An 18,774-nucleotide genomic window follows, 5' to 3' on the forward strand; every position below is an offset into this window, starting at 1 on the left:
GCCGGGCGGTCTGATAGATGTGTATCCCCCCATCCCACCCAACGAGCAGATACGGGACGACGGACATGAGCGCCCCAACCCCGGCCCCGGGCGACGACAGGCCCCGCGAAGGGTATTACCCGGACCCGTCCATTCCTGGATACGTCCGGTACTGGAACGGCGCCGCCTGGGTGCCCGGCACGAGCCGTCCCGCGCCCGCGGCCGGTGAGCGCCTCGCACCGCCGCCCGGTGCGGTCACCGCGCCGCCCGCCGTGGAGGAGACGGGCCCGCACTTCTTCGACGAGGACCCGGTCGAACCGCCCGCCGCCCCGGACTCCGCACCGCCCGCGGCCCCGGGCCCCGTACCGCCCGCCGCCGCCCCGGCGCCCGCGCCGTCCCCGGCCGAGGCGCAGCACGGCAGCCGTCCCGAGCCCGCCTCGGCCTGGGGCGCCGACCGCTCCCGTCAGTCGGGCTTCGGCGCGGGACCCGACCGCCGGATCTCCTGGGGCGCCGACCCCAGGGCACCGCTCGCGTCCGGCCCGGAGGCGGACGGCGGCGCGGGGACCGGCGGCCCGGCCGGGGCGCCGGCCCCCGCCGGGGGGCCCGCCGCACCGTCCGGGAGCACCCGCCAGGACGAGGGCACCATGACGTTCCGGGCCGCCACCGCCCCGGCCGGGGGCGGGCGTCCCGGGTTCGGCGCCGGCAAGGCGGCGGCCGCCCGGGCCGCCGCGGCCGGCGGGAGCGCTACGAGCCCGGCGGCTCCGGCGGCCGGGCCCGATCCGGCCGCCGCCGTTCCGCCGTCCGGCCCGCAGCAGGCGGCGGCCCCCACCGTCCCTCCGCAGGCAGCGGCCCCGCAGGCCGCCGCCCCGGCCGCCGCCTCGCCGACCGCGCCGCCCGCGGCGGCGGCCCCCGCGCCCGCACCTGCCCCCGCACCGGCTCCGGCGCCCGCCGCAACACCCGCCTCGCCGCCCCCCGCCGCCTCCGGGCCGCTGGCGGGCGGCGCGGGCGGCGGCCAGTCGTCGTGGGCGCAGCAGGTGCACCGGCTCGCGGGCGGGGACGAGCCGCCGGTCGTGCCGTGGAAGCCGCCGTCGGACGACCCGTTCCAGGCCGCCGCCCGGCGGCAGGCCGAGGCCCGGCCCGCCCCGCTGGGCAAGCGGTTCGCCGCCCGGCTGGTGGACACCGTCGTCCTCGGCGCCGTCACCGCGGTGGCCGCCGTGCCGCTGGGCAGCCGGGCGCTGGACCACATCGAGGCCAAGATCGAGGCCGCCAAGCTGTCCGGACGCACCGTCACGGTGTGGCTGCTCGACGGCACCACCGCGGTCCACCTCGGCATCGTGCTGGCCGTCCTGCTGCTCGCCGGGCTGCTCCTGGAGGTGCTGCCCACCGTCAAGTGGGGCCGCACGCTGGGCAAGAGGCTGATGGGGCTGGACGTCCGTGACATCGAGGGACACGAGAGCCCGGAGTTCGGCGCCGCGCTGCGCCGCTGGCTCGTCTACAGCGTCCCGGGACTGCTCGTCGTGGGGATCGCCGGCGTCCTGTGGTGCCTGTTCGACAAGCCGTGGCGCCAGTGCTGGCACGACAAGGCGGCCCACACGTTCGTGGCCGGCTGACCTCCCGGATCCCTCCCGGATCCCTCCCGGAGGCCCCTGGGAGCGGGCCGCCTCCCCGGTACTCCGGACGGCGGCGCGCCGGATGCGGAGCCGTGGGGTTCGGGGTCGACTCGGGCCATGAGCAGCACACCGCCTCCCGGTCCGGAGCAGCAGCCCCCGGACGACGACCCGTTGCGCAAGCACCCCCCGCCCGGCGGCCCCGGCGGCCCGGGAGCCCCCGGGCAGGGGCCCGGTCCGGGGCAGGGTTCCCCCTACGATCCGCCCCCCGGGCAGCAGCAGCCCCCGCCGTATCCCGGTGACCCGTACGGCGGCTCAGGCGGCCAGGGCGGCGGCCCCTACGGGGGCGGCGGCGGTTCCTACGGAGGGGGAGGGGGCGGCGGCCCCTACGGCGGAGGGGGCGGCCCCTACGGTCCCGGTGGCGCCGGCGGGCCGGGCGACCCGCTCGCCGGGATGCCGCCGCTCGCGGACAGCGGCCGGCGCACCCTGGCCCGCATCATCGACATGATCCTGGTCGGGATCGTCGTCTGGCTGCTCACCTGGCCGTTCGGGGTGAGCGAGTACAACGTCGACACCGATCAGATCAATGTGGGCAACTCCTTCTGGCAGTCCCTGGTCGCCGCGGTGCTGTACATCGCCTACGACACCTTGCTGACGGCCCGTCTGGGGCAGACCCTGGGCAAGAAGTGGCTGGGGCTCCGGGTGGCCAACCTGGACAACGGGGCGACCCCCTCGACGCAGACCTCGCTGACCCGCGCGGCCGTGCTGTGGCTGCCGTTCGCGTTCTGCTGCGCCTGTGTGTGGACCGTGATCGCCGGCGGCTGGAGCTTCTTCGACCGGCCGTACAAGCAGGGCCTGCACGACAAGGCGGCCAAGACCGTGGTGGTCAGCACCGGTTGACGCCGGCTCCGGGTCAGGAGGCCGCCCGCTCCCGTACGGGTTCGCGGACCGGTGCGCCGACCGTGGCCCGTACGGGGGCCGGGCGGGCGGTGCGCCCGGCCGCGGGCCGTACCGGCACCGGGCGGGGACGGGCGAGCGGGAGCTTCACCGCGGCCAGCAGGCCGAGGGCGAGGGCCGCGACGGCGACGGCCGCGACGCCGGGGCCCGAACTCGCCCCGGACAGCAGCAGCATGGCGAGGGTGGACAGGACCACGGTGCACGAACCGCAGGCGAGCTGAGCGACAGTCGGACGGGGCATGGCCATCGTGTCCTCGGAGGTCGGGGGCTGTCGGCCTGGCAACCGCCGGCTCATGGGCGATCCGCCATCCGACTCTAACGCCGAGGGTGCCCGAGGGGAACGGACAGTAAGCGTGACCTGACCGACAGGACCGGTGCACAGGGGGCGCACGGAGTCATGACGTCCACCCTGTGGACGGCAGTACGCGCCGTGCGGTTCGCGACGGTGTGTCCGCAATGCGAACCCCCGTTCCGCATAACGCCTTTGATCTGTTCAAGTCAAGGTCTGTTTTTTCGGCGGAACCTCTAGTCAAATGTCGTCACTTGATTACACGCGTTGATCACGTGTGCGCGGACTGCATCCATTACCGGAACCCCCCTGCCGCGCACACGCACGCGGGAGGGGATCTCTCAAGTGACCACGAGACCATGGACGTTCAGAGCGGCCGCGATAGGCGTGGCCGTCGCGGCGGCCACCGCCACCGGCTCTGCGTTCACCCTGGCCCAGGCCGACACGGCCGAACGGGCCGACCGGCCCGCCACCGTGGACCGGAAGGACCCGGCGGAGCTGACCCACGTCGAGCACGACCTCGAGGGCCCGCTCTCCAAGACCCAGGCCGCGCAGCGCGAGGAGGCGCTGAAGCAGGTCATCTCCGGCAAGAACACCGTGAAGAACCGTCACGGTTCCAAGGTCGTCGGCCTGAAGAGCAAGAAGGGCGACACCAAGTACGTCGAGCTCGGCCGCGAGAAGACCGACAAGATCTTCACGATCCTCGTCGAGTTCGGCGACCAGATCGACAGCCGCTACGGCGGCACGCCCGGCCCGCTGCACAACCAGATCGCCGAGCCGGACCGCAAGAAGGACAACTCCACCGCCTGGCAGGCGGACTACAACCGGAAGCACTTCGAGGACCTGTACTTCGGCGAGGGCAAGAACACCGAGTCGGTCAAGACGTACTTCGAGAAGCAGTCCTCCGGCCGCTACTCCGTCGAGGGCCAGGTCTCCGACTGGGTCAAGGTCCCGTACAACGAGGCCCGTTACGGCAACAACGCCTGCGGCCAGAGCAACTGCCCGAGCGTGTGGAACGTCGTCAGCGACGGCCTGAACGCCTGGGTCGCCCAGCAGAAGGCGGCCGGCAAGACCGACGCCGAGATCAAGGCGGACGTCGCCGAGTACGACCAGTGGGACCGCTACGACTTCGACGGCGACGGCGACTTCAACGAGCCCGACGGCTACATCGACCACTTCCAGATCGTGCACGCCGGCGAGGACGAGTCCGCGGGCGGCGGCGCCCAGGGCACGGACGCCATCTGGGCGCACCGCTGGTACGCCTTCGGCACCGACGCCGGCGCCACCGGCCCCGAGCAGAACAAGCTGGGCGGCGCGGCCATCGGCGACACCGGCATCTGGGTCGGCGACTACACCATCCAGCCGGAGAACGGCGGACTCGGCGTCTTCGCCCACGAGTACGGCCACGACCTCGGCCTGCCGGACCTCTACGACACCGCGGGCGGCGAGAACTCCACCGGCTTCTGGACCCTGATGTCCTCCGGTTCCTGGCTGGGCACCGGCAAGAAGGAGATCGGTGACCTGCCCGGCGACATGACCGCCTGGGACAAGCTGCAGCTGGGCTGGCTGAACTACGACCGGGCCAAGGCGGGTGTCAACTCCTGGCACAAGCTGGGCCTGGCCGAGTACAACACCAAGCACAAGCAGGCGCTGGTCGTCGAGCTGCCGAAGAAGGCCGTGACCACCGAGGTCGTCACCCCCGCCGAGGGGCAGACCCAGTGGTGGAGCGGCAGCGGTGACAACCTCAAGAACACCCTGACCCGTTCGGTGGACCTCACCGGCAAGGAGTCGGCGGAGCTGACCCTCGACGGCTGGTACGAGATCGAGGCCAACTACGACTACCTCTACACCGAGGTCTCCACCGACGGCGGCGCCAACTGGACCGCCCTGGACGGCACGGTGGACGGTCAGCCGCTCCCGCGCGACGGCAGCGACAAGCCGGCCCTGCACGGCACGGTCGACGGCTACAAGCCCATGGTCTTCCCGCTGGACGCCTACGCCGGCCAGAAGATCGACCTGCGCTTCCGCTACCAGACCGACGGTGGTGTGGCCCTCAAGGGCTTCGCGGCCGACCGCATCTCGGTGACCGCGGACGGCGAGGCCGTCTTCACCGACAACGCCGAGACCGCGGACGACGCGTGGAAGGCCACCGGCTTCTCCCGCATCGGCGCGTCCTTCACCAAGGACTACGCGCAGTACTACCTCGCCGAGAACCGTCAGTACGTCTCGTACGACAAGACCCTGAAGGTCGGCCCGTACAACTTCGGCTTCGCCAACAGCCGTCCGGACTGGGTGGAGCACTTCCCGTACCAGAACGGTCTGCTGATCTGGAAGTGGGACACCTCCCAGGCCGACAACAACACCAGCCAGCACCCGGGCACCGGTCTGATCCTGCCCGTCGACGCGCACCCGAAGGCCATGAAGTGGTCCGACGGCACGCTGATGCGCAACCGGATCCAGACCTACGACTCCACCTTCAGCACCTTCCGCACGGACGGCATCACGCTCCACAAGGACGGCGTCCGCACGAAGATCAAGTCGTCGAAGGGTGTGTCGGAGTTCAACGACCGCAAGCACACCTACTACGACCCCGCGAACCCGGGCGGCAGTGTCCAGATCACTGACACCAACACCAAGATCAAGATCACCAAGGAGGCCCGCGACGGCTCCACGATCGAGCTCGAGGTGCGTCCCGCGGTGAAGTAATCCGCGTTCTCGCAGGTCAGAGCATGATCGGCGGTGACCCCCTGGCGGGTCGCCGCCGATCCGTGTTTAGGTGCGTCCGTGGCTTTCTTATTGACACCGACGGACACGGGGGTCTGATCACATGGCCGCAGGAGGCTTCTGCAAGCTGCCGAACGGCACCGTGGTGGTGGCGCTGAACCTGCCCCGCCCGGCCGCCGACGGCGCCGGCGCGGTCCGCGTCCTCGTGCACGCCGGCAACCGGGCGCGCGCCCTGACCAGGCTGCGCAACCTGGGGCTGCGGGCGGTGTACCTGCGGGGCAACGCCGCCCCGCCGACCCCCGACGAGATCACCGCCGTGCTGCACCATCCCGACGGCCTGATATGGCGCACCGCGCCCTGCCCGGGCGTGCTGACCGGAGCGGAGCTGGCCGTGGAGCTGTGGCAGCCGATCCGGGCCCTGCTGAGGCGCCCCGCGGCCCCCGCCTGAGGCGCCGGCCGACGCGGCCCGCGGGGGCCGGCGCGTCCGGCCGACCGGGCGAAAGCCCAGGTCAGTGACCGACGACCGGCTTGCCGGTCAGCTCCACGCCCGCGGCGCGCATGTCTTCCAGGGCCCGCTCGGTGGTCTCCGGGGCCACCCCGGCGGTGAGGTCGAGCAGCACCTGGGCGCGGAAGCCCTCGCTCACCGCGTCCAGCGCGGTGGCGCGCACGCAGTGGTCGGTGGCTATGCCCACGATGTCGACCTCGTCGATGTCGCGGGCGCGCAGCCAGTCCGCCAGCGAGGTGCCGTCCTGGTCGGTGCCCTCGAAGCCGCTGTAGGCGGCCGAGTACGAGCCCTTGTCGAAGACGGCGTCGACCGCGCCGGAGAGCACCGCGGGGGCGAAGTTCGGGTGGAAGCCCGCGCCCTCGGTGCCGGCCACGCAGTGGGCGGGCCAGGTGTCGACGAAGTCCGGGTTGTCGGCGAAGTGGCCCCCGGGGGCGATGTGGTGGTCACGGGTGGTCACGACGTGCCGGTAGCCGGCCGGGGCCTGCCCGATCAGCTCGGTGATGGCGGCGGCCACGTCGGCCCCGCCGGTCACGCCGAGGCTGCCCCCCTCGCAGAAGTCGTTCTGCACGTCGACGACGATCAAGGCGCGGCGCATGGTGGGTTTCCTCCCGGTGGGAAGTCGGCTGAAGCGGCCCGGCCGGTGAACCACCGAGCCTAGGGAACGGCGGGCGGGGCGGACAGGGGCGCGGCACGGTCTGCCGTGCCCCGGTCCGGTGCGCCCGGTGAAGCGATGAGGTTCAGTGACCCGAGGGTCCGTGGTGGTACTCCGTCGGCAGGACGGCCTCCCCCCGGGAGAGCTGGGTGGCGGACAGCGGCAGACCCGCGCGGGCGGCGATGTGCCGTTCGCGGATCACGTCGAGCGGCTCGCGGACGAGCACCTCGCCGCCCTTGACCAGCTGTACCAGCAGCTGCCGGTCGGCCAGGTCGTCGGGCACCGGCCCGGTGCCGACCACCTCCGCCTCGGCGACGCCGTGCTCGTCCAGGCGCCGCGCGGCCCACTTGCGGCCGCCGACGGAGGTCTTGCCGCCGGTGGACTTCTTCGCCACCGGCACCAGCGGCGCCGCCGGGTCGTCCGACTCGGCCCGGGCGACCAGCTTGTAGACCATGGAGGCCGTGGGGTGCCCGGAGCCGGTCACCAGCTGGGTGCCCACGCCGTAGGCGTCCACCGGGGCGGCGGCGAGCGAGGCGATGGCGTACTCGTCCAGGTCCGAGGTCACGGTGATCTTCGTGCCGGTGGCGCCGAGCGCGTCGAGCTGCTGGCGGACCCGGTGCGCCACCAGCAGCAGGTCGCCGGAGTCGATGCGCACCGCGCCCAGCCCGGGACCGGCCACCTCGACGGCGGTACGGACGGCCTCGGCCACGTCGTAGGTGTCCACCAGCAGCGTGGTGCCCTCGCCGAGGGAGTCCACCTGGGCGCGGAAGGCGTCCCGCTCGCTGTCGTGCAGCAGGGTGAAGGCGTGCGCGGAGGTGCCCACCGTCGGGATGTCGTAGCGGAAGCCGGCCGCCAGGTCGGAGGTGGAGGCGAAGCCGCCGATGTAGGCGGCGCGGGAGGCGGCCACCGCGGCGAGTTCGTGGGTGCGCCGGGCGCCCATCTCGATCAGCGGGCGGTCCCCGGCGGCCGAGGCCATCCGGGAGGCCGCGGCGGCGATGGCGGAGTCGTGGTTGAGGATGGAGAGGATCACCGTCTCCAGCAGCACGCACTCCGCGAAGCTGCCCTCCACCCGCAGCAGCGGGGAGCCCGGGAAGTACACCTCGCCCTCGGGGTAGCCCCAGATGTCGCCGGTGAAGCGGTAGTCCGCCAGCCAGTCGAGGGTGTCGGCGTCGACGATCGCCTTGTCCCGCAGGAAGCCCAGGATCTCCGGGTCGAAGCGGAAGTTCTCCACCGCGTCCAGCACGCGTCCGGTGCCCGCCACCACGCCGTAGCGCCGGCCGCCGGGCAGCCGCCGGGTGAAGACCTCGAACACGCTGCGCCGTCCGGCGGTGCCGGCGCTGAGCGCGGCCTGCAGCATGGTCAGCTCGTACTGGTCCGTGAAGAGCGCCGTCGAGGGGACGCCCAGTCGCCGTCCGCCGCCGCCCGAGCGCTCGGACGCATCGCGTCCGGCAGCCGTCGACAGCCCTGGATCCGCTGTGTTCATACGACGATGCTACCCCCATTTCGTCAGTTTGACGATTTCCCGTCGGAGGCGTGTCGACTGCCGCTCTGGCGGGCCGGTTTGTGCGTCCACCCCCCTCCGGTGGCAGCATGGGCTGTGTGACGTCACCCGCACCCCTGGAGATCGAACGCACCGAGTCGGCGGAGGAGACCTTCGCCGTGCCGGAGCCCGACGTCCCCTGGGTCACCATCGTGCACAACGACCCGGTCAACCTCATGAGCTACGTGACGTACGTCTTCCAGACGTACTTCGGCTACTCCAAGGACAAGGCCACCAAGCTCATGCTCGACGTCCACCACAAGGGCCGGGCGGTCGTCTCCAGCGGCACCCGCGAGGAGATGGAACGCGACGTCCAGGCCATGCACGGCTACGGCCTGTGGGCCACCCTCCAGCACGACCGGAAGTGACCTTCCGGACCCCACCCGCCCCCTGCGAGGACCGGAAGTAGCGATCGCCTCCATGCCCGGACACTTCGAACCGCTCCCCGGCGGCGGTGCCGCCGTCGCCCTCGACGACGTAGAGATCTCCATCATCCGGTCGCTGGCCGTGCAGCTGATGGAGCTGATCGGCCCCGGACCCGCCGAGGACGCCGCCGGCGACCCGCTCGCCGAACTCTTCGCCGAAGGGCCGAGCGAACCGCCCTCCGATCCGGTGCTGCGCCGCCTCTTCCCCGACGCCTACAGCGACCCCGAGGGCCCGCCCTCGCCCGGCGAGGCCGAGGAGCAGCGGGCCCACTCCGCGGAGTTCCGCCGCTACACCGAGAACGACCTGCGCGCCGGCAAGCGGGAGAACGCCCTCGCGGTGATCCGCACCCTGGACGCCCTCAGCTCCGGCGGGGAGGGCGGGGCGGTGCTGAAGCTGTCGCCGGAGGAGTCCCGGCAGTGGCTCGGCGCCCTCAACGACCTGCGTCTGGCGATCGGCGCCCGGCTGGACATCGGCGACGAGGACGACACCGACGTGCTCTTCGGTCTGCCGGACGAGGACGCCCGCAAGCCGATGGTGATGGCCTACCTCTGGCTCGGGGGTCTGCAGGAGACGCTCGTCGCGACCCTCATGCCGTAAAGATGTCCCATACATCCATATAGATCCCGTCGAATCGTTCGCTCAGAGGAACCTCAAGTCCGCATAACGATCCCGTCACCGCCCTGTGGATTTATTCCGCATGGGCGGTGTTCTGTGATGCGTGTCACTCGGAGGCGGGTGAACGGCGTGGTAAAAATCGGCAACTTGTTTGCGGCCCACCCACGTCGCGGGCGAGGGAAGCCGGCTCCGGCCGGCTTGCAGGACCAGCACGGCAGGAAGCAAGCGGTCCCGCGTTGGTGACCGTCCCCCCACCGCCGCCGTACGGACCACGGCGTTCGCACGTCGCACCCGTTCTGCTGCGCTACGCCAGCACGTCCCCGTTCTTGAGGAAGCTCGATGTCACTCGACTCCATCACTCAAAACATCGACGACTCCGTCAGTGATTTCTTCGACCCCGTCGCGACCGCCGTCGGCGACATCGTCTTCTACACCGTCAAGGTGTTCGGCGCCGAACTCCCCCTCATCGTCGCCTGGCTCGCCATCGCGGGTCTCGTCTTCACGTGCTGGTTCGGTCTTGTCCAGGCCCGCCGCTTCAAGCTGGCCCTCGACGTCGTGCGCGGCAAGTACGACGAGCCCGACGCGCCCGGCGAGGTCAGCCACTTCCAGGCCCTCACCGCGGCCGTCTCCGGCACCGTCGGCCTCGGCAACATCGCCGGTGTGGCCGTCGCCGTCTCCGTCGGCGGCGCCGGCGCCACGTTCTGGATGATCGTCTGCGGTCTGCTCGGCATGGCGAGCAAGTTCGTCGAGGTCACCCTCGGTGTGAAGTACCGCGACGTGCACGCGGACGGCACCGTCTCCGGCGGTCCCATGCACTACCTGCCCAAGGGCCTCGCCGAGCGCTTCGGCCGCGGCGGCGCCAAGCTCGGCAAGGTGCTCGCCGTCCTCGCCGCGATCCTGATCCTCTTCTTCGGCCTCTTCGGCGGCAACCTCTTCCAGACCAACCAGAGCTACGCCCAGATCGCCTCCACCTTCGGCGGCGAGGACGGCTTCATGGCCTCCTCCTCCGGCGCGGTCCTCTTCGGTGTGCTGGTCGCCGTCCTGGTCGGCCTGGTGCTCCTCGGCGGCATCCGCTCCATCGCCTCCGTCACCAGCCGCCTGGTCCCCGCCATGGGCGTCATGTACGTGCTGGCCTGCCTGACCGTCATCCTGGTCAACATCACCTCCGTGCCGCACGCGATCGGCGACATCTTCACCGGCGCCTTCAACCCCCAGGGTGTCGCGGGCGGCATCCTCGGCGCCCTGATCGTCGGCTTCCAGCGCGCCGCCTTCTCCAACGAGGCCGGCATCGGCTCCGCGCCGATCGCCCACTCCGCGGTCAAGACCAAGCACCCCGCGAGCGAGGGCCTGGTCGCCCTGCTGGAGCCGTTCATCGACACGGTCATCGTCTGCACCATGACCGCGCTGACCATCGTCATCGCCAACCCGGCCAGCTGGGGCGAGGCCCGCGGGGGCGCGGGCATCGGCGGCGTCACCATCACCTCCGACGCCTTCGCCACCGTCATGCCCTGGTTCCCGCACCTGCTGACCGTCGCGGTGCTGTTGTTCGCCTTCTCCACGATCCTCACCTGGGGCTACTACGGCCTGAAGGCGTGGACGTACCTCTTCGGCCGCAGCAGGACCAGCGAGACGATCTTCAAGAGCGTCTGGAGCGTCTTCGTCGTGGCGGGCGCCCTGCTCTCCCTCGACTCCCTGATCAGCCTCGCCGACTCGGCCCTCTTCCTCCTCGCGGTCGTGAACATCGTGGGCCTCTACCTCCTGGCCCCCGTGGTCAAGCGGGAGCTCAACTCCTTCCTGGAGTTCGTCAGCCGGCGCAAGAGCGGCGAGGCCGCCGACGCCCGGCCCGAGGAGCCCGAGGTCCCCGCGACGAAGTCGCTCTGACCCTCCGGCACCGCCGACCGTCCCCTCCAGGACGCCCTGGCCGCGGGGAGCACTCGTGGGGCTCCCCGCGGCCGGCCGCTCACGGCGTCCGGCATCCGGGCCGTTCCGTACCACCCTTCGGTACGGAACGGCCCGTCTGCTTATGCTGAGCCTCATGCTGACCATCACCCAGGCGCTCTACGACCAGATCGTCGCCCACGCCCGCAAGGACCACCCGGACGAGGCGTGCGGAGTGGTGGCGGGCCCGGTGGGCTCCGGCCGCCCCGAACGCTTCATCCCCATGCTGAACGCCGCCCGCTCGCCCACGTTCTACGAGTTCGACTCCAAGGACCTGCTGCGGCTCTACCGCGAGATGGACGACAACGACGAAGAACCCGTGGTCATCTACCACTCGCACACCGCCACCGAGGCGCACCCCTCGCGCACCGACATCGAGCTGGCCAGCGAGCCCGGCGCCCACTACGTGCTGGTCTCCACCGCCGACACCGACGGCCTCGGCGAGTTCCAGTTCCGTTCGTTCCGCATCGTGGACGGCGAGGTCACGGAGGAGGAGGTCAAGGTCGTCGAGGCGTACTGACCGCCATGAGGCCCGCCCGGCGGGCCCGGGCGGCCCCGCCCACCTGCATCGTCTCGCTGTCCGGTCGGCAGCCGTCCGCAGAGTGAGATCACACTCGGATCCCCCGATCGGGAATCGATACGATGACCGCATGGTTCTCCCTGACGTGAGCGACAAGACGCCGGGCAGCATGCTCGTGGCGCGGCTGCACGTCGACCTGTGCAGGCTCGCCAGCGCCATCTGTTGACGACCCTGCCGCCGTACGGCCCGTGAGCCCCGGCGTCCGCACCGAGCACCACCCGCGTCACCACGCACCCCGCGCCGCCGCGCGCCCACCGACCAGACGACACCTTCCGACAGGAGCCCTCCGCCATGGCCATCGAGGTCCGCATCCCGACCATCCTCCGCCAGTACACCGACGGTCAGAAGGCGGTGGACGGCTCCGGGAACACCCTCGCCGAGCTCTTCGCCGACCTCGAGACCCGGCACACCGGCATCCAGGACCGCATCGTGGACGGCGAGCAGCTGCGCCGCTTCGTCAACGTGTACCTCAACGACGAGGACGTCCGCTTCCTCGACGGCATCAACACCAAGCTGACCGACGGCGACAGCGTGACGATCCTTCCGGCCGTCGCCGGGGGCTCGGCCGCCGCGGCCGGGCGACCGGCGCGAACGGCCTGATCGCCGATGCGCTACGACTCCCCGCTGGCCGCGGTGGGCAACACCCCCCTGGTGCGCCTGCCGCGGCTGTCGCCGTCCGAGGACGTGCGGATCTGGGCCAAGCTGGAGGACCGCAACCCCACCGGTTCCATCAAGGACCGTCCGGCCCTGTTCATGATCGAGCAGGCGGAGAAGGACGGCCGCCTCACCCCGGGCCGCACCATCCTCGAACCCACCTCCGGCAACACCGGCATCTCCCTGGCCATGGCCGCGAAGCTCAAGGGCTACCGCATCGTGTGCGTGATGCCCGAGAACACCTCGCAGGAGCGCCGGGACCTGCTCGCCATGTGGGGCGCGGAGATCGTCTCCTCCCCGGCCGCGGGCGGCTCCAACACCGCCGTCCGGGTCGCCAAGGAGCTCGCCGCCGAGCACCCGGACTGGGTGATGCTCTACCAGTACGGCAACCCCGACAACGCCGGCGCGCACTACGCCGGCACCGGCCCGGAGATCCTCGCCGACCTGCCGTCGATCACCCACTTCGTGGCCGGGCTCGGCACCACAGGCACCCTGATGGGCGTCGGCCGCTACCTGCGCGAGCACAAGCCCGACGTGAAGATCGTCGCCGCCGAGCCGCGCTACGACGACCTCGTCTACGGCCTGCGCAACCTCGACGAGGGCTTCGTCCCCGAGCTGTACGACGCCTCCGTGCTGACCACGCGCTTCTCGGTCGGCTCCGCCGACGCGGTCACCCGCACCCGTGAGCTCCTCCAGCAGGAGGGCATCTTCGCGGGCGTCTCCACCGGCGCCGCCCTGCACGCCGCGATCGGCGTGGCCCGGAAGGCGCTGAAGGCGGGGGAGAGCGCCGACGTGGTCTTCGTGGTCGCCGACGGCGGCTGGAAGTACCTCTCGACCGGCGTCTACACCGCCCCGACGACCGAGCAGGCCATCGAGGCACTGCAGGGGCAGCTCTGGGCCTGATCCCCGCCCGTCCGCACAGCCTTCCCGAAGGGGCCCGAGCAACGCTCCGGCCCCTTCACCGCTGCCCGGGGGCGTCTGCGCGGGCGAGGGCTCGGGCAGCCCCCGGCGGCCCGCCCGCCCCCGGCCGGGCTCACTGCGCCAGGTGGCGGACCTGGTCCCACAGGGCCGGGTCGATCACGCCGGCCCGGCGGCGGAACTCCCGCAGCGGCACGTCCCGCAACTCGTCCGTCTCCAGGTAACTGGTCCGTCCCTGGGCGTCGCCGACGGACCCCGGCGGCAGCGGGATCACCCCGGGCCGCCCGCCGCCGGACCTCGTCGTGATCTTGGCGACCGTGACCCGGTCCCGGCGCACCGCCAGCACCAGGCAGGGCCGGTCCTTGCTCCCCGGCCGGTCCTCGAAGGGCACCCCCGCCCACCAGATCTCCGCCGGCCGCGGCCCGCCCGCCCGGGTCCGGCTCCTTCTTCCGCGCGCCGGGGGCCGGTGACCCCGGCCCCAGCCGTCGACGAGCGCGGCGACCAGGGCGAGCAGGACGACCGCGGCGAGCGCGAGCCACCACCAGGACGTGTCCATGACCCCGACCGTACCGGCGCGGGCTCCGGGCGCGCGCCCCCTCACCCGCCCCATGCGCCCCGGTTCCAGCCGAACCGGTGACAGCGCAGGTGAGTTCCCCCACAACCGCCCCTGGCGAAGGAGCGACCACACGTTTTGCGTCTTACGCTCGACGGACCGCACAACCCCCGTTCTCACATCCCCGCAGCGGAGGTTTCTGCTCCATGAAGCTCACCGTCGTCGGCTGCTCGGGGTCGTTCCCGTCCGTGGATTCGGCCTGTTCGAGCTACCTCCTCGAGGCCGACGGCTTCCGGCTGCTCCTCGACATGGGCAACGGTGCCCTGGGCGAGCTGCAGCGCCACTGCGGTCTCTACGACCTCGACGCGATCTTCCTCAGCCATCTGCACGCGGACCACTGCATCGACATGTGCGGTTACTTCGTCGCGCGCTACTACCGGCACGACGGCGGCCGTTGCGACCCCCTCCCGGTCTACGGCCCCGAGGGCACCGAGCACCGGCTCACCACCGCCTACGCCGACACGCCCTCCGCCTCCTCCATGAGCGAGGTGTTCGACTTCCACACGGTCAAGCCGTCCACGTTCGAGATCGGCCCGTTCACCGTGCACACCGACCGGGTGGCGCACCCGGTGGAGGCGTACGGCATCCGCATCGAGCACGGCGGGCGCACGCTGACGTACTCCGGCGACACGGGCGTCACCCCGGTGCTGGACGAACTCGCGCGCGACGCCGACCTGTTCCTGTGCGAGGCCGCCTTCACCCATGGCAAGGAGAACATCCCCGACCTGCACCTGAACGGGCGCGAGGCGGGGGAGACGGCCGCCCGGGCCGGCGCCCGCCGCCTGGTCCTCACCCACATCGCCCCTTGGACCGACCCGCAGGTGAACCTGCGCGACGCCCGCGCGGTCTACGACGGCCCGGTGGAGCTGGCGGCGCCGGGGGCGGTGTACCAGGTCTGACGCCCGGAGGCGGGCCGCCGCCCGCACACGGGGAAGGCCCCCGGCACCGTCACGGTGCCGGGGGCCTTCGCACGGACCCGCCGCGCGGGCGGTCCTACGCCTTGGTGGTGTCCTCGACCTCCTCCTCCGGCTCACGGCCCGGAGTCGGCAGGTTGAACTTGACGATGGCGAAGCGGAAGACCACGTAGTAGATCGCCGCGAACACCAGGCCGATCGGGATGATCAGCCATGGCTTGGTCGCCAGGTTCCAGTTGAGCCCGTAGTCGATGGCGCCCGCCGAGAAGGTGAAGCCCGCGTGCACCCCGAGCGCCCAGGTGATCGCCATGGACAGGGCGGTGAGCACCGCGTGGATCACGTACAGCGCCGGGGCGATGAACATGAACGCGAACTCGATCGGCTCGGTCACGCCGGTCACGAAGGAGGTCAGCGCGAGGGAGACCATCATGCCCATCACGGCCTTGCGGCGCTCGGGGCGGGCGGCGTGCGCGATGGCGATCGCGGCGGCCGGCAGACCGAACATCATGATCGGGAAGAAGCCCGACATGAACAGGCCGGCGTCCGGGTCACCGGCGAAGAACCGGTTCAGGTCACCGTGGACGACCTCGCCCGCGGCGTTGGTGAAGTCACCGATCTGGAACCAGGAGACGGTGTTCACGAACTGGTGCATGCCGACCGGGATCAGCGCGCGGTTGATCAGACCGAACAGGCCGGCGCCCACGGCACCCAGGGAGGTGATCCACTCGCCGACGTTGGAGATGCCCTCACCGATCGGCTCCCAGACCAGGCCGAAGAAGACACCCATCGCGGTGCCGACGAAGGCCATGATGATCGGGACGAGACGGCGTCCGTTGAAGAAGCCGAGCCAGTCCACCAGCTTCTTGCGGTGGTAGCGCTGCCACAGCACCGCCGCCAGCAGACCCATGATGATGCCGCCGAGGACACCCGGGTTGTTGTAGGTCGCGGCTATGTCCTCGCCCGCCTGCACCTTCGCCTCGGTGACGGGGAAGGCCTTCAGGACGTTGCTGTAGACGAGGAAGCCGACCAGTGCGGCGAGCGCCGTGGAGCCGTCGGACTTCTTGGCGAAGCCGATGGCCACACCGACGCAGAACAGCAGCGGCAGGTTGTCGAAGATCGCGCCACCCGCGGTGGCGAAGACGGCCGCTACCCTGTCCCAGCCGAACCCGTCCTCGCCGAACACGTCCGGCTGGCCCAGGCGGAGCAGGATGCCCGCCGCCGGCAGCACGGCGATCGGGAGCTGAAGGCTGCGGCCCACCTTCTGCAGGCCCTGGAAAAGGCCGGATCCCCGCTTCTTCGCGGGGGCCGCCGATGCGGTGGCGGTGCTCATACGTCCTCCATCGGTGGTGGTCTACACCACTCAGTGGTGTAGACCTGTTCTAACACGATGTGGCCCATATAAGGAACCCGTCAGAATCGCAACCGCGGGGCTACGCACCGTGGCCGCAGGGGCGCGAAGCGGAACCTGATGCCGCCGTCTGCGGGACCGTCTTCCAGACACAGTGACAGACCCTCGGACCGACGAGGTCGGAGGGTCTGTCGGGGCTGCCTTCAGTCCGCGGGCACGTGCCCGGGTGGTGGTGGGACGCCGAGCTTCGGGCCACCGTTCATGGTCGTGCGGCGAGCGCCACGGCACGGGGGCGTCGTGCGTAGCGGGCCGCCGGCCTCGTCACCCAGAGGGCCTCGGGGTGTGTATCCCTGCGCCCGGCCGGGGGGAAAAGTGAATGGCCCGCAAAGTCTTCGTTACGGCAGCAGAGTCCACATAGCATGTGGTATCTCAGAGCATCTTGGCGTGAAGAAAAGCGGCGCCGAGTCTCCTGGATGCATTCGGGCTCCATGCTCCATGCCGGATCAGGCATCGGATGCTTGAGTCACCTGAGGCGACGCACCGCCCAGAGTGCTGCAATGGCCATCCCGCCTGCGGTCAAAATCCACTGACCTGCAGTGCCCGTCGGGGAATTCGGCAGCAGAACCTCCGAGAGGATCCGGCCGGCGAAGAGGAATGCGCCAGCGATGACAATGGTGACGAGTGCGGTTATCGCGATATCTGCTTCGTCTGCTTTGGCTGGCTTATTGTCCACTTGCCCTCCTTGATGTGTAAGTGGTTACCCTAGCCGTCGGTGTGTGGGTGAGGGCCACATCTGGGTGAGGTTGCCTTTCTGCCCGATGGGCAGGTGCGGCCGGGATGGGCGGAGATCTCCCCGCGTGTGACCCTCATCGCGGACAGCTCAGTGCCGTCTTGTCCACGCCCGTCTGGCGTTGCTCCCGTTTCCTGGTGAGCCGGGGCTGGGGGCCGCCTGGCCACCTCCGGGCGCACCCGGAACCCGGGCACCTCTCGTGCGGGGGTACAGCGGGGGGCACGGATACTCCGACCGACCGGCATCATGCGCTGAAGGCCAGTGGGGCGGGGAGGGGTGACGGGCCGGATCACGCCTTGGTGGTGTCCTCCACCTCTTCCTCCCGCTCCCGTCCCGGGGTCTTCAGGTCGAACTTGGTGATCGCGAAGCGGAAGATCACGTAGTACAGCGCGGCGAAGCACAGGCCGATGGGGATGATCAGCCACGGCTTGGTCGCCAGGTTCCAGTTGATGACGTAGTCGATCAGGCCCGCCGAGAAGCTGAAGCCGTCGTGCACGCCGAGGCCCCACGTCACGGCCATCGACACGCCCGTCAGCAGTGCGTGTATCACGTACAGCGCCGGCGCCACGAACAGGAAGGAGTACTCGATCGGTTCGGTGATGCCGGTGACGAACGACGTCAGCGCCACCGACAGCATCAGGCCGCCGACCTCCTTGCGCCGCTCCGGGCGCGCGCAGTGCGTGATCGCCAGCGCCGCCGCCGGCAGCGCGAACATCATGATCGGGAAGAAGCCCGACAGGAACTGCCCGGCGTTCGGGTCGCCCGCCAGGAACATGTTGATGTCGCCGTGGACCACCGTCCCGTCCGGCTTGGTGTAGCTGCCGAACTGGAACCAGATGGGCACGTTCAGGAACTGGTGCAGGCCCACCACCAGCAGTGCCCGGTTGGCGACGCCGAAGACGCCCGCGCCCCACGCGCCCAGGTCGCTCATCCAGTCGCTGAAGCTCTCCAGCGCGTCACCGATCGGCGGCCACACCCACAGGGCCAGCGCCGCGAACACGATCGCCGCGAACGCCATGATGATCGGCACCAGGCGGCGGCCGTTGAAGAAGCCCAGCCAGTCCACCAGCTTGGTGCGGTGGAAGCGCTGCCAGAAGTACGCCGCCATCAGGCCGATCACGATGCCGCCGAACACTCCCGGGTTCTGGAAGGTGAACGCCGTCACCGTCGCCGGGTCCTCCGTCACCTGGCAGCCGATGCCCTGCACCGCCGTGGAGCCTGCCGGGCAGTCCTCCGGGAACTGGCGCAGCACGTTGTAGTAGACGAGGAACCCCGCCACCGCCGCCAGCGCCGTCGAGCCGTCCGACTTCTTCGCCATGCCGATGGCCACGCCCACGCAGAACAGCAGCGGCAGGCCCAGCGACCCGTCCAGCAGCGCGCCGCCCGCGCCGACCATCACCTTGGAGACATTCGTCCAGCCCAGGCCGTCGTCGCCGAACACGTCCGGCTGTCCCAGCCGGTTGAGGATGCCCGCCGCCGGCAGCACGGCGATCGGGAGCTGCAGGCTGCGGCCCATCTTCTGCAGGCCCTGGAAGAACCGGTTCCACCGCTCGCGGGCGGGGCTGACCCCGTTCGCCGCACCCGCGGGACTGTCGGCACTCATCCGGTCCCCTTCGCTGGACGCTCGTCGGGTGTTCGTCCGATCCGGCGGTGCCCGGGCGCGAGCGCCGCCGGCCGCGGGTTTGTCGCCGGTCCACCGGGTGGTGTAGACCAGTTGGTGACGGT

Annotated in this window: 19 protein-coding genes; 12 read left to right on the plus strand and 7 right to left on the minus strand. The window is 71.0% G+C overall.

All coding sequences use genetic code 11. From position 1 onward, the window contains the following. The first annotated feature begins 65 nt into the window (after positions 1–65). Together ACSU53_RS19405 and ACSU53_RS19410 are read left to right on the plus strand one after the other, a co-directional pair. Positions 66–1,589 carry an RDD family protein gene (locus ACSU53_RS19405; protein ID WP_437029431.1) on the plus strand — a complete coding sequence of 508 codons (1,524 nt, stop codon included), beginning with the start codon at positions 66–68 and terminating at the stop codon, positions 1,587–1,589. 117 nt (positions 1,590–1,706) lie between these two features. Beyond that, positions 1,707–2,486 (plus strand): RDD family protein, encoded by a 780-nt coding sequence (locus tag ACSU53_RS19410; RefSeq protein WP_437029433.1) that lies wholly within the window; start codon positions 1,707–1,709, stop codon positions 2,484–2,486. Between the two features lie 13 nt (positions 2,487–2,499). Here ACSU53_RS19410 and ACSU53_RS19415 read toward each other — a convergent pair whose 3' ends face one another. After that, entirely contained in the window at positions 2,500–2,790 is a 291-nt protein-coding gene (locus tag ACSU53_RS19415; RefSeq protein ID WP_437029435.1) for a hypothetical protein, read from the minus strand. Positions 2,791–3,177: 387 nt separating this feature from the next. On the opposite strand from ACSU53_RS19415, the gene ACSU53_RS19420 reads away from it, so the two are divergent. After that, complete coding sequence (locus tag ACSU53_RS19420) at positions 3,178–5,538, plus strand: immune inhibitor A domain-containing protein (RefSeq protein ID WP_437029437.1); 2,361 nt, start codon at positions 3,178–3,180, stop codon at positions 5,536–5,538. A gap of 121 nt (positions 5,539–5,659) precedes the next feature. After that, positions 5,660–6,004, plus strand: a complete 345-nt coding sequence (locus ACSU53_RS19425) for a hypothetical protein (protein ID WP_437029439.1) — start codon at positions 5,660–5,662, stop codon at positions 6,002–6,004. A gap of 61 nt (positions 6,005–6,065) precedes the next feature. Here ACSU53_RS19425 and ACSU53_RS19430 read toward each other — a convergent pair whose 3' ends face one another. Both ACSU53_RS19430 and ACSU53_RS19435 read right to left on the minus strand, forming a co-directional pair. Continuing rightward, positions 6,066–6,656: a nicotinamidase gene (locus ACSU53_RS19430; protein ID WP_437029441.1), complete on the minus strand. Its 591-nt coding sequence runs from the start codon at positions 6,654–6,656 to the stop codon at positions 6,066–6,068. A 142-nt stretch (positions 6,657–6,798) separates the two neighbouring features. Further along, positions 6,799–8,196 (minus strand): nicotinate phosphoribosyltransferase, encoded by a 1,398-nt coding sequence (locus ACSU53_RS19435; RefSeq protein WP_437029443.1) that lies wholly within the window; start codon positions 8,194–8,196, stop codon positions 6,799–6,801. 107 nt (positions 8,197–8,303) lie between these two features. Between ACSU53_RS19435 and clpS the strand changes: the two genes are divergently transcribed. The 7 genes from clpS (at position 8,304) to ACSU53_RS19470 (ending at position 13,369) form a co-directional block, all read left to right on the plus strand. Beyond that, on the plus strand, positions 8,304–8,621 hold the full coding sequence (clpS, locus tag ACSU53_RS19440; protein ID WP_192231433.1) for an ATP-dependent Clp protease adapter ClpS: 318 nt from the start codon (positions 8,304–8,306) through the stop codon (positions 8,619–8,621). A 52-nt stretch (positions 8,622–8,673) separates the two neighbouring features. Further along, positions 8,674–9,276 carry a DUF2017 domain-containing protein gene (locus ACSU53_RS19445; protein ID WP_437029445.1) on the plus strand — a complete coding sequence of 201 codons (603 nt, stop codon included), beginning with the start codon at positions 8,674–8,676 and terminating at the stop codon, positions 9,274–9,276. Between the two features lie 357 nt (positions 9,277–9,633). Beyond that, positions 9,634–11,175 (plus strand): alanine/glycine:cation symporter family protein, encoded by a 1,542-nt coding sequence (locus ACSU53_RS19450; RefSeq protein WP_437029447.1) that lies wholly within the window; start codon positions 9,634–9,636, stop codon positions 11,173–11,175. A gap of 154 nt (positions 11,176–11,329) precedes the next feature. Continuing rightward, entirely contained in the window at positions 11,330–11,752 is a 423-nt protein-coding gene (locus tag ACSU53_RS19455) for a M67 family metallopeptidase (RefSeq protein ID WP_362098750.1), read from the plus strand. Positions 11,753–11,882: 130 nt separating this feature from the next. Continuing rightward, positions 11,883–11,978: a putative leader peptide gene (locus tag ACSU53_RS19460; protein ID WP_318653187.1), complete on the plus strand. Its 96-nt coding sequence runs from the start codon at positions 11,883–11,885 to the stop codon at positions 11,976–11,978. Between the two features lie 125 nt (positions 11,979–12,103). Beyond that, positions 12,104–12,412 (plus strand): MoaD/ThiS family protein, encoded by a 309-nt coding sequence (locus ACSU53_RS19465; protein ID WP_437029449.1) that lies wholly within the window; start codon positions 12,104–12,106, stop codon positions 12,410–12,412. A 6-nt stretch (positions 12,413–12,418) separates the two neighbouring features. Next, positions 12,419–13,369 carry a PLP-dependent cysteine synthase family protein gene (locus ACSU53_RS19470; RefSeq protein ID WP_437029451.1) on the plus strand — a complete coding sequence of 317 codons (951 nt, stop codon included), beginning with the start codon at positions 12,419–12,421 and terminating at the stop codon, positions 13,367–13,369. Positions 13,370–13,499: 130 nt separating this feature from the next. Here ACSU53_RS19470 and ACSU53_RS19475 read toward each other — a convergent pair whose 3' ends face one another. Continuing rightward, a complete protein-coding gene (locus ACSU53_RS19475) occupies positions 13,500–13,940 on the minus strand; it encodes a type II toxin-antitoxin system PemK/MazF family toxin (protein WP_437029453.1) in 441 nt (146 codons plus the stop codon). Positions 13,941–14,143: 203 nt separating this feature from the next. Between ACSU53_RS19475 and ACSU53_RS19480 the strand changes: the two genes are divergently transcribed. Next, positions 14,144–14,896: an MBL fold metallo-hydrolase gene (locus tag ACSU53_RS19480; RefSeq protein ID WP_437029455.1), complete on the plus strand. Its 753-nt coding sequence runs from the start codon at positions 14,144–14,146 to the stop codon at positions 14,894–14,896. Positions 14,897–14,990: 94 nt separating this feature from the next. On the opposite strand, the gene ACSU53_RS19485 is transcribed toward ACSU53_RS19480, so the two are convergent. The 3 genes from ACSU53_RS19485 to ACSU53_RS19495 form a co-directional block, all read right to left on the minus strand. Next, complete coding sequence (locus tag ACSU53_RS19485) at positions 14,991–16,241, minus strand: PTS transporter subunit EIIC (protein ID WP_362098735.1); 1,251 nt, start codon at positions 16,239–16,241, stop codon at positions 14,991–14,993. A gap of 541 nt (positions 16,242–16,782) precedes the next feature. Next, complete coding sequence (locus tag ACSU53_RS19490) at positions 16,783–16,992, minus strand: hypothetical protein (protein WP_437029458.1); 210 nt, start codon at positions 16,990–16,992, stop codon at positions 16,783–16,785. Positions 16,993–17,338: 346 nt separating this feature from the next. Beyond that, positions 17,339–18,652: a PTS transporter subunit EIIC gene (locus tag ACSU53_RS19495; protein ID WP_437029460.1), complete on the minus strand. Its 1,314-nt coding sequence runs from the start codon at positions 18,650–18,652 to the stop codon at positions 17,339–17,341. Between the last annotated feature and the right edge of the window lie 122 nt (positions 18,653–18,774).

Origin of the sequence: Streptomyces sp. enrichment culture (genome assembly GCF_964273255.1) — a bacterium.
Classification (GTDB): Bacteria; Actinomycetota; Actinomycetes; order Streptomycetales; family Streptomycetaceae; genus Streptomyces.

Excerpts from the sequence above, each read along its gene's own strand:
- ACSU53_RS19405 (WP_437029431.1), top strand. The coding sequence starts at position 66 with ATGAGCGCCCCAACCCCGGCCCCGGGCGACGACAGGCCCCGCGAAGGG.
- ACSU53_RS19410 (WP_437029433.1), top strand. The coding sequence starts at position 1,707 with ATGAGCAGCACACCGCCTCCCGGTCCGGAGCAGCAGCCCCCGGACGAC.
- ACSU53_RS19415 (WP_437029435.1), bottom strand. The coding sequence starts at position 2,790 with ATGGCCATGCCCCGTCCGACTGTCGCTCAGCTCGCCTGCGGTTCGTGC.
- ACSU53_RS19425 (WP_437029439.1), top strand. The coding sequence starts at position 5,660 with ATGGCCGCAGGAGGCTTCTGCAAGCTGCCGAACGGCACCGTGGTGGTG.
- ACSU53_RS19430 (WP_437029441.1), bottom strand. The coding sequence starts at position 6,656 with ATGCGCCGCGCCTTGATCGTCGTCGACGTGCAGAACGACTTCTGCGAG.
- ACSU53_RS19435 (WP_437029443.1), bottom strand. The coding sequence starts at position 8,196 with ATGAACACAGCGGATCCAGGGCTGTCGACGGCTGCCGGACGCGATGCG.
- clpS (WP_192231433.1), top strand. The coding sequence starts at position 8,304 with ATGGGCTGTGTGACGTCACCCGCACCCCTGGAGATCGAACGCACCGAG.
- ACSU53_RS19445 (WP_437029445.1), top strand. The coding sequence starts at position 8,674 with ATGCCCGGACACTTCGAACCGCTCCCCGGCGGCGGTGCCGCCGTCGCC.
- ACSU53_RS19450 (WP_437029447.1), top strand. The coding sequence starts at position 9,634 with ATGTCACTCGACTCCATCACTCAAAACATCGACGACTCCGTCAGTGAT.
- ACSU53_RS19455 (WP_362098750.1), top strand. The coding sequence starts at position 11,330 with ATGCTGACCATCACCCAGGCGCTCTACGACCAGATCGTCGCCCACGCC.
- ACSU53_RS19460 (WP_318653187.1), top strand. The coding sequence starts at position 11,883 with ATGGTTCTCCCTGACGTGAGCGACAAGACGCCGGGCAGCATGCTCGTG.
- ACSU53_RS19465 (WP_437029449.1), top strand. The coding sequence starts at position 12,104 with ATGGCCATCGAGGTCCGCATCCCGACCATCCTCCGCCAGTACACCGAC.
- ACSU53_RS19470 (WP_437029451.1), top strand. The coding sequence starts at position 12,419 with ATGCGCTACGACTCCCCGCTGGCCGCGGTGGGCAACACCCCCCTGGTG.
- ACSU53_RS19475 (WP_437029453.1), bottom strand. The coding sequence starts at position 13,940 with ATGGACACGTCCTGGTGGTGGCTCGCGCTCGCCGCGGTCGTCCTGCTC.
- ACSU53_RS19480 (WP_437029455.1), top strand. The coding sequence starts at position 14,144 with ATGAAGCTCACCGTCGTCGGCTGCTCGGGGTCGTTCCCGTCCGTGGAT.
- ACSU53_RS19485 (WP_362098735.1), bottom strand. The coding sequence starts at position 16,241 with ATGAGCACCGCCACCGCATCGGCGGCCCCCGCGAAGAAGCGGGGATCC.
- ACSU53_RS19495 (WP_437029460.1), bottom strand. The coding sequence starts at position 18,652 with ATGAGTGCCGACAGTCCCGCGGGTGCGGCGAACGGGGTCAGCCCCGCC.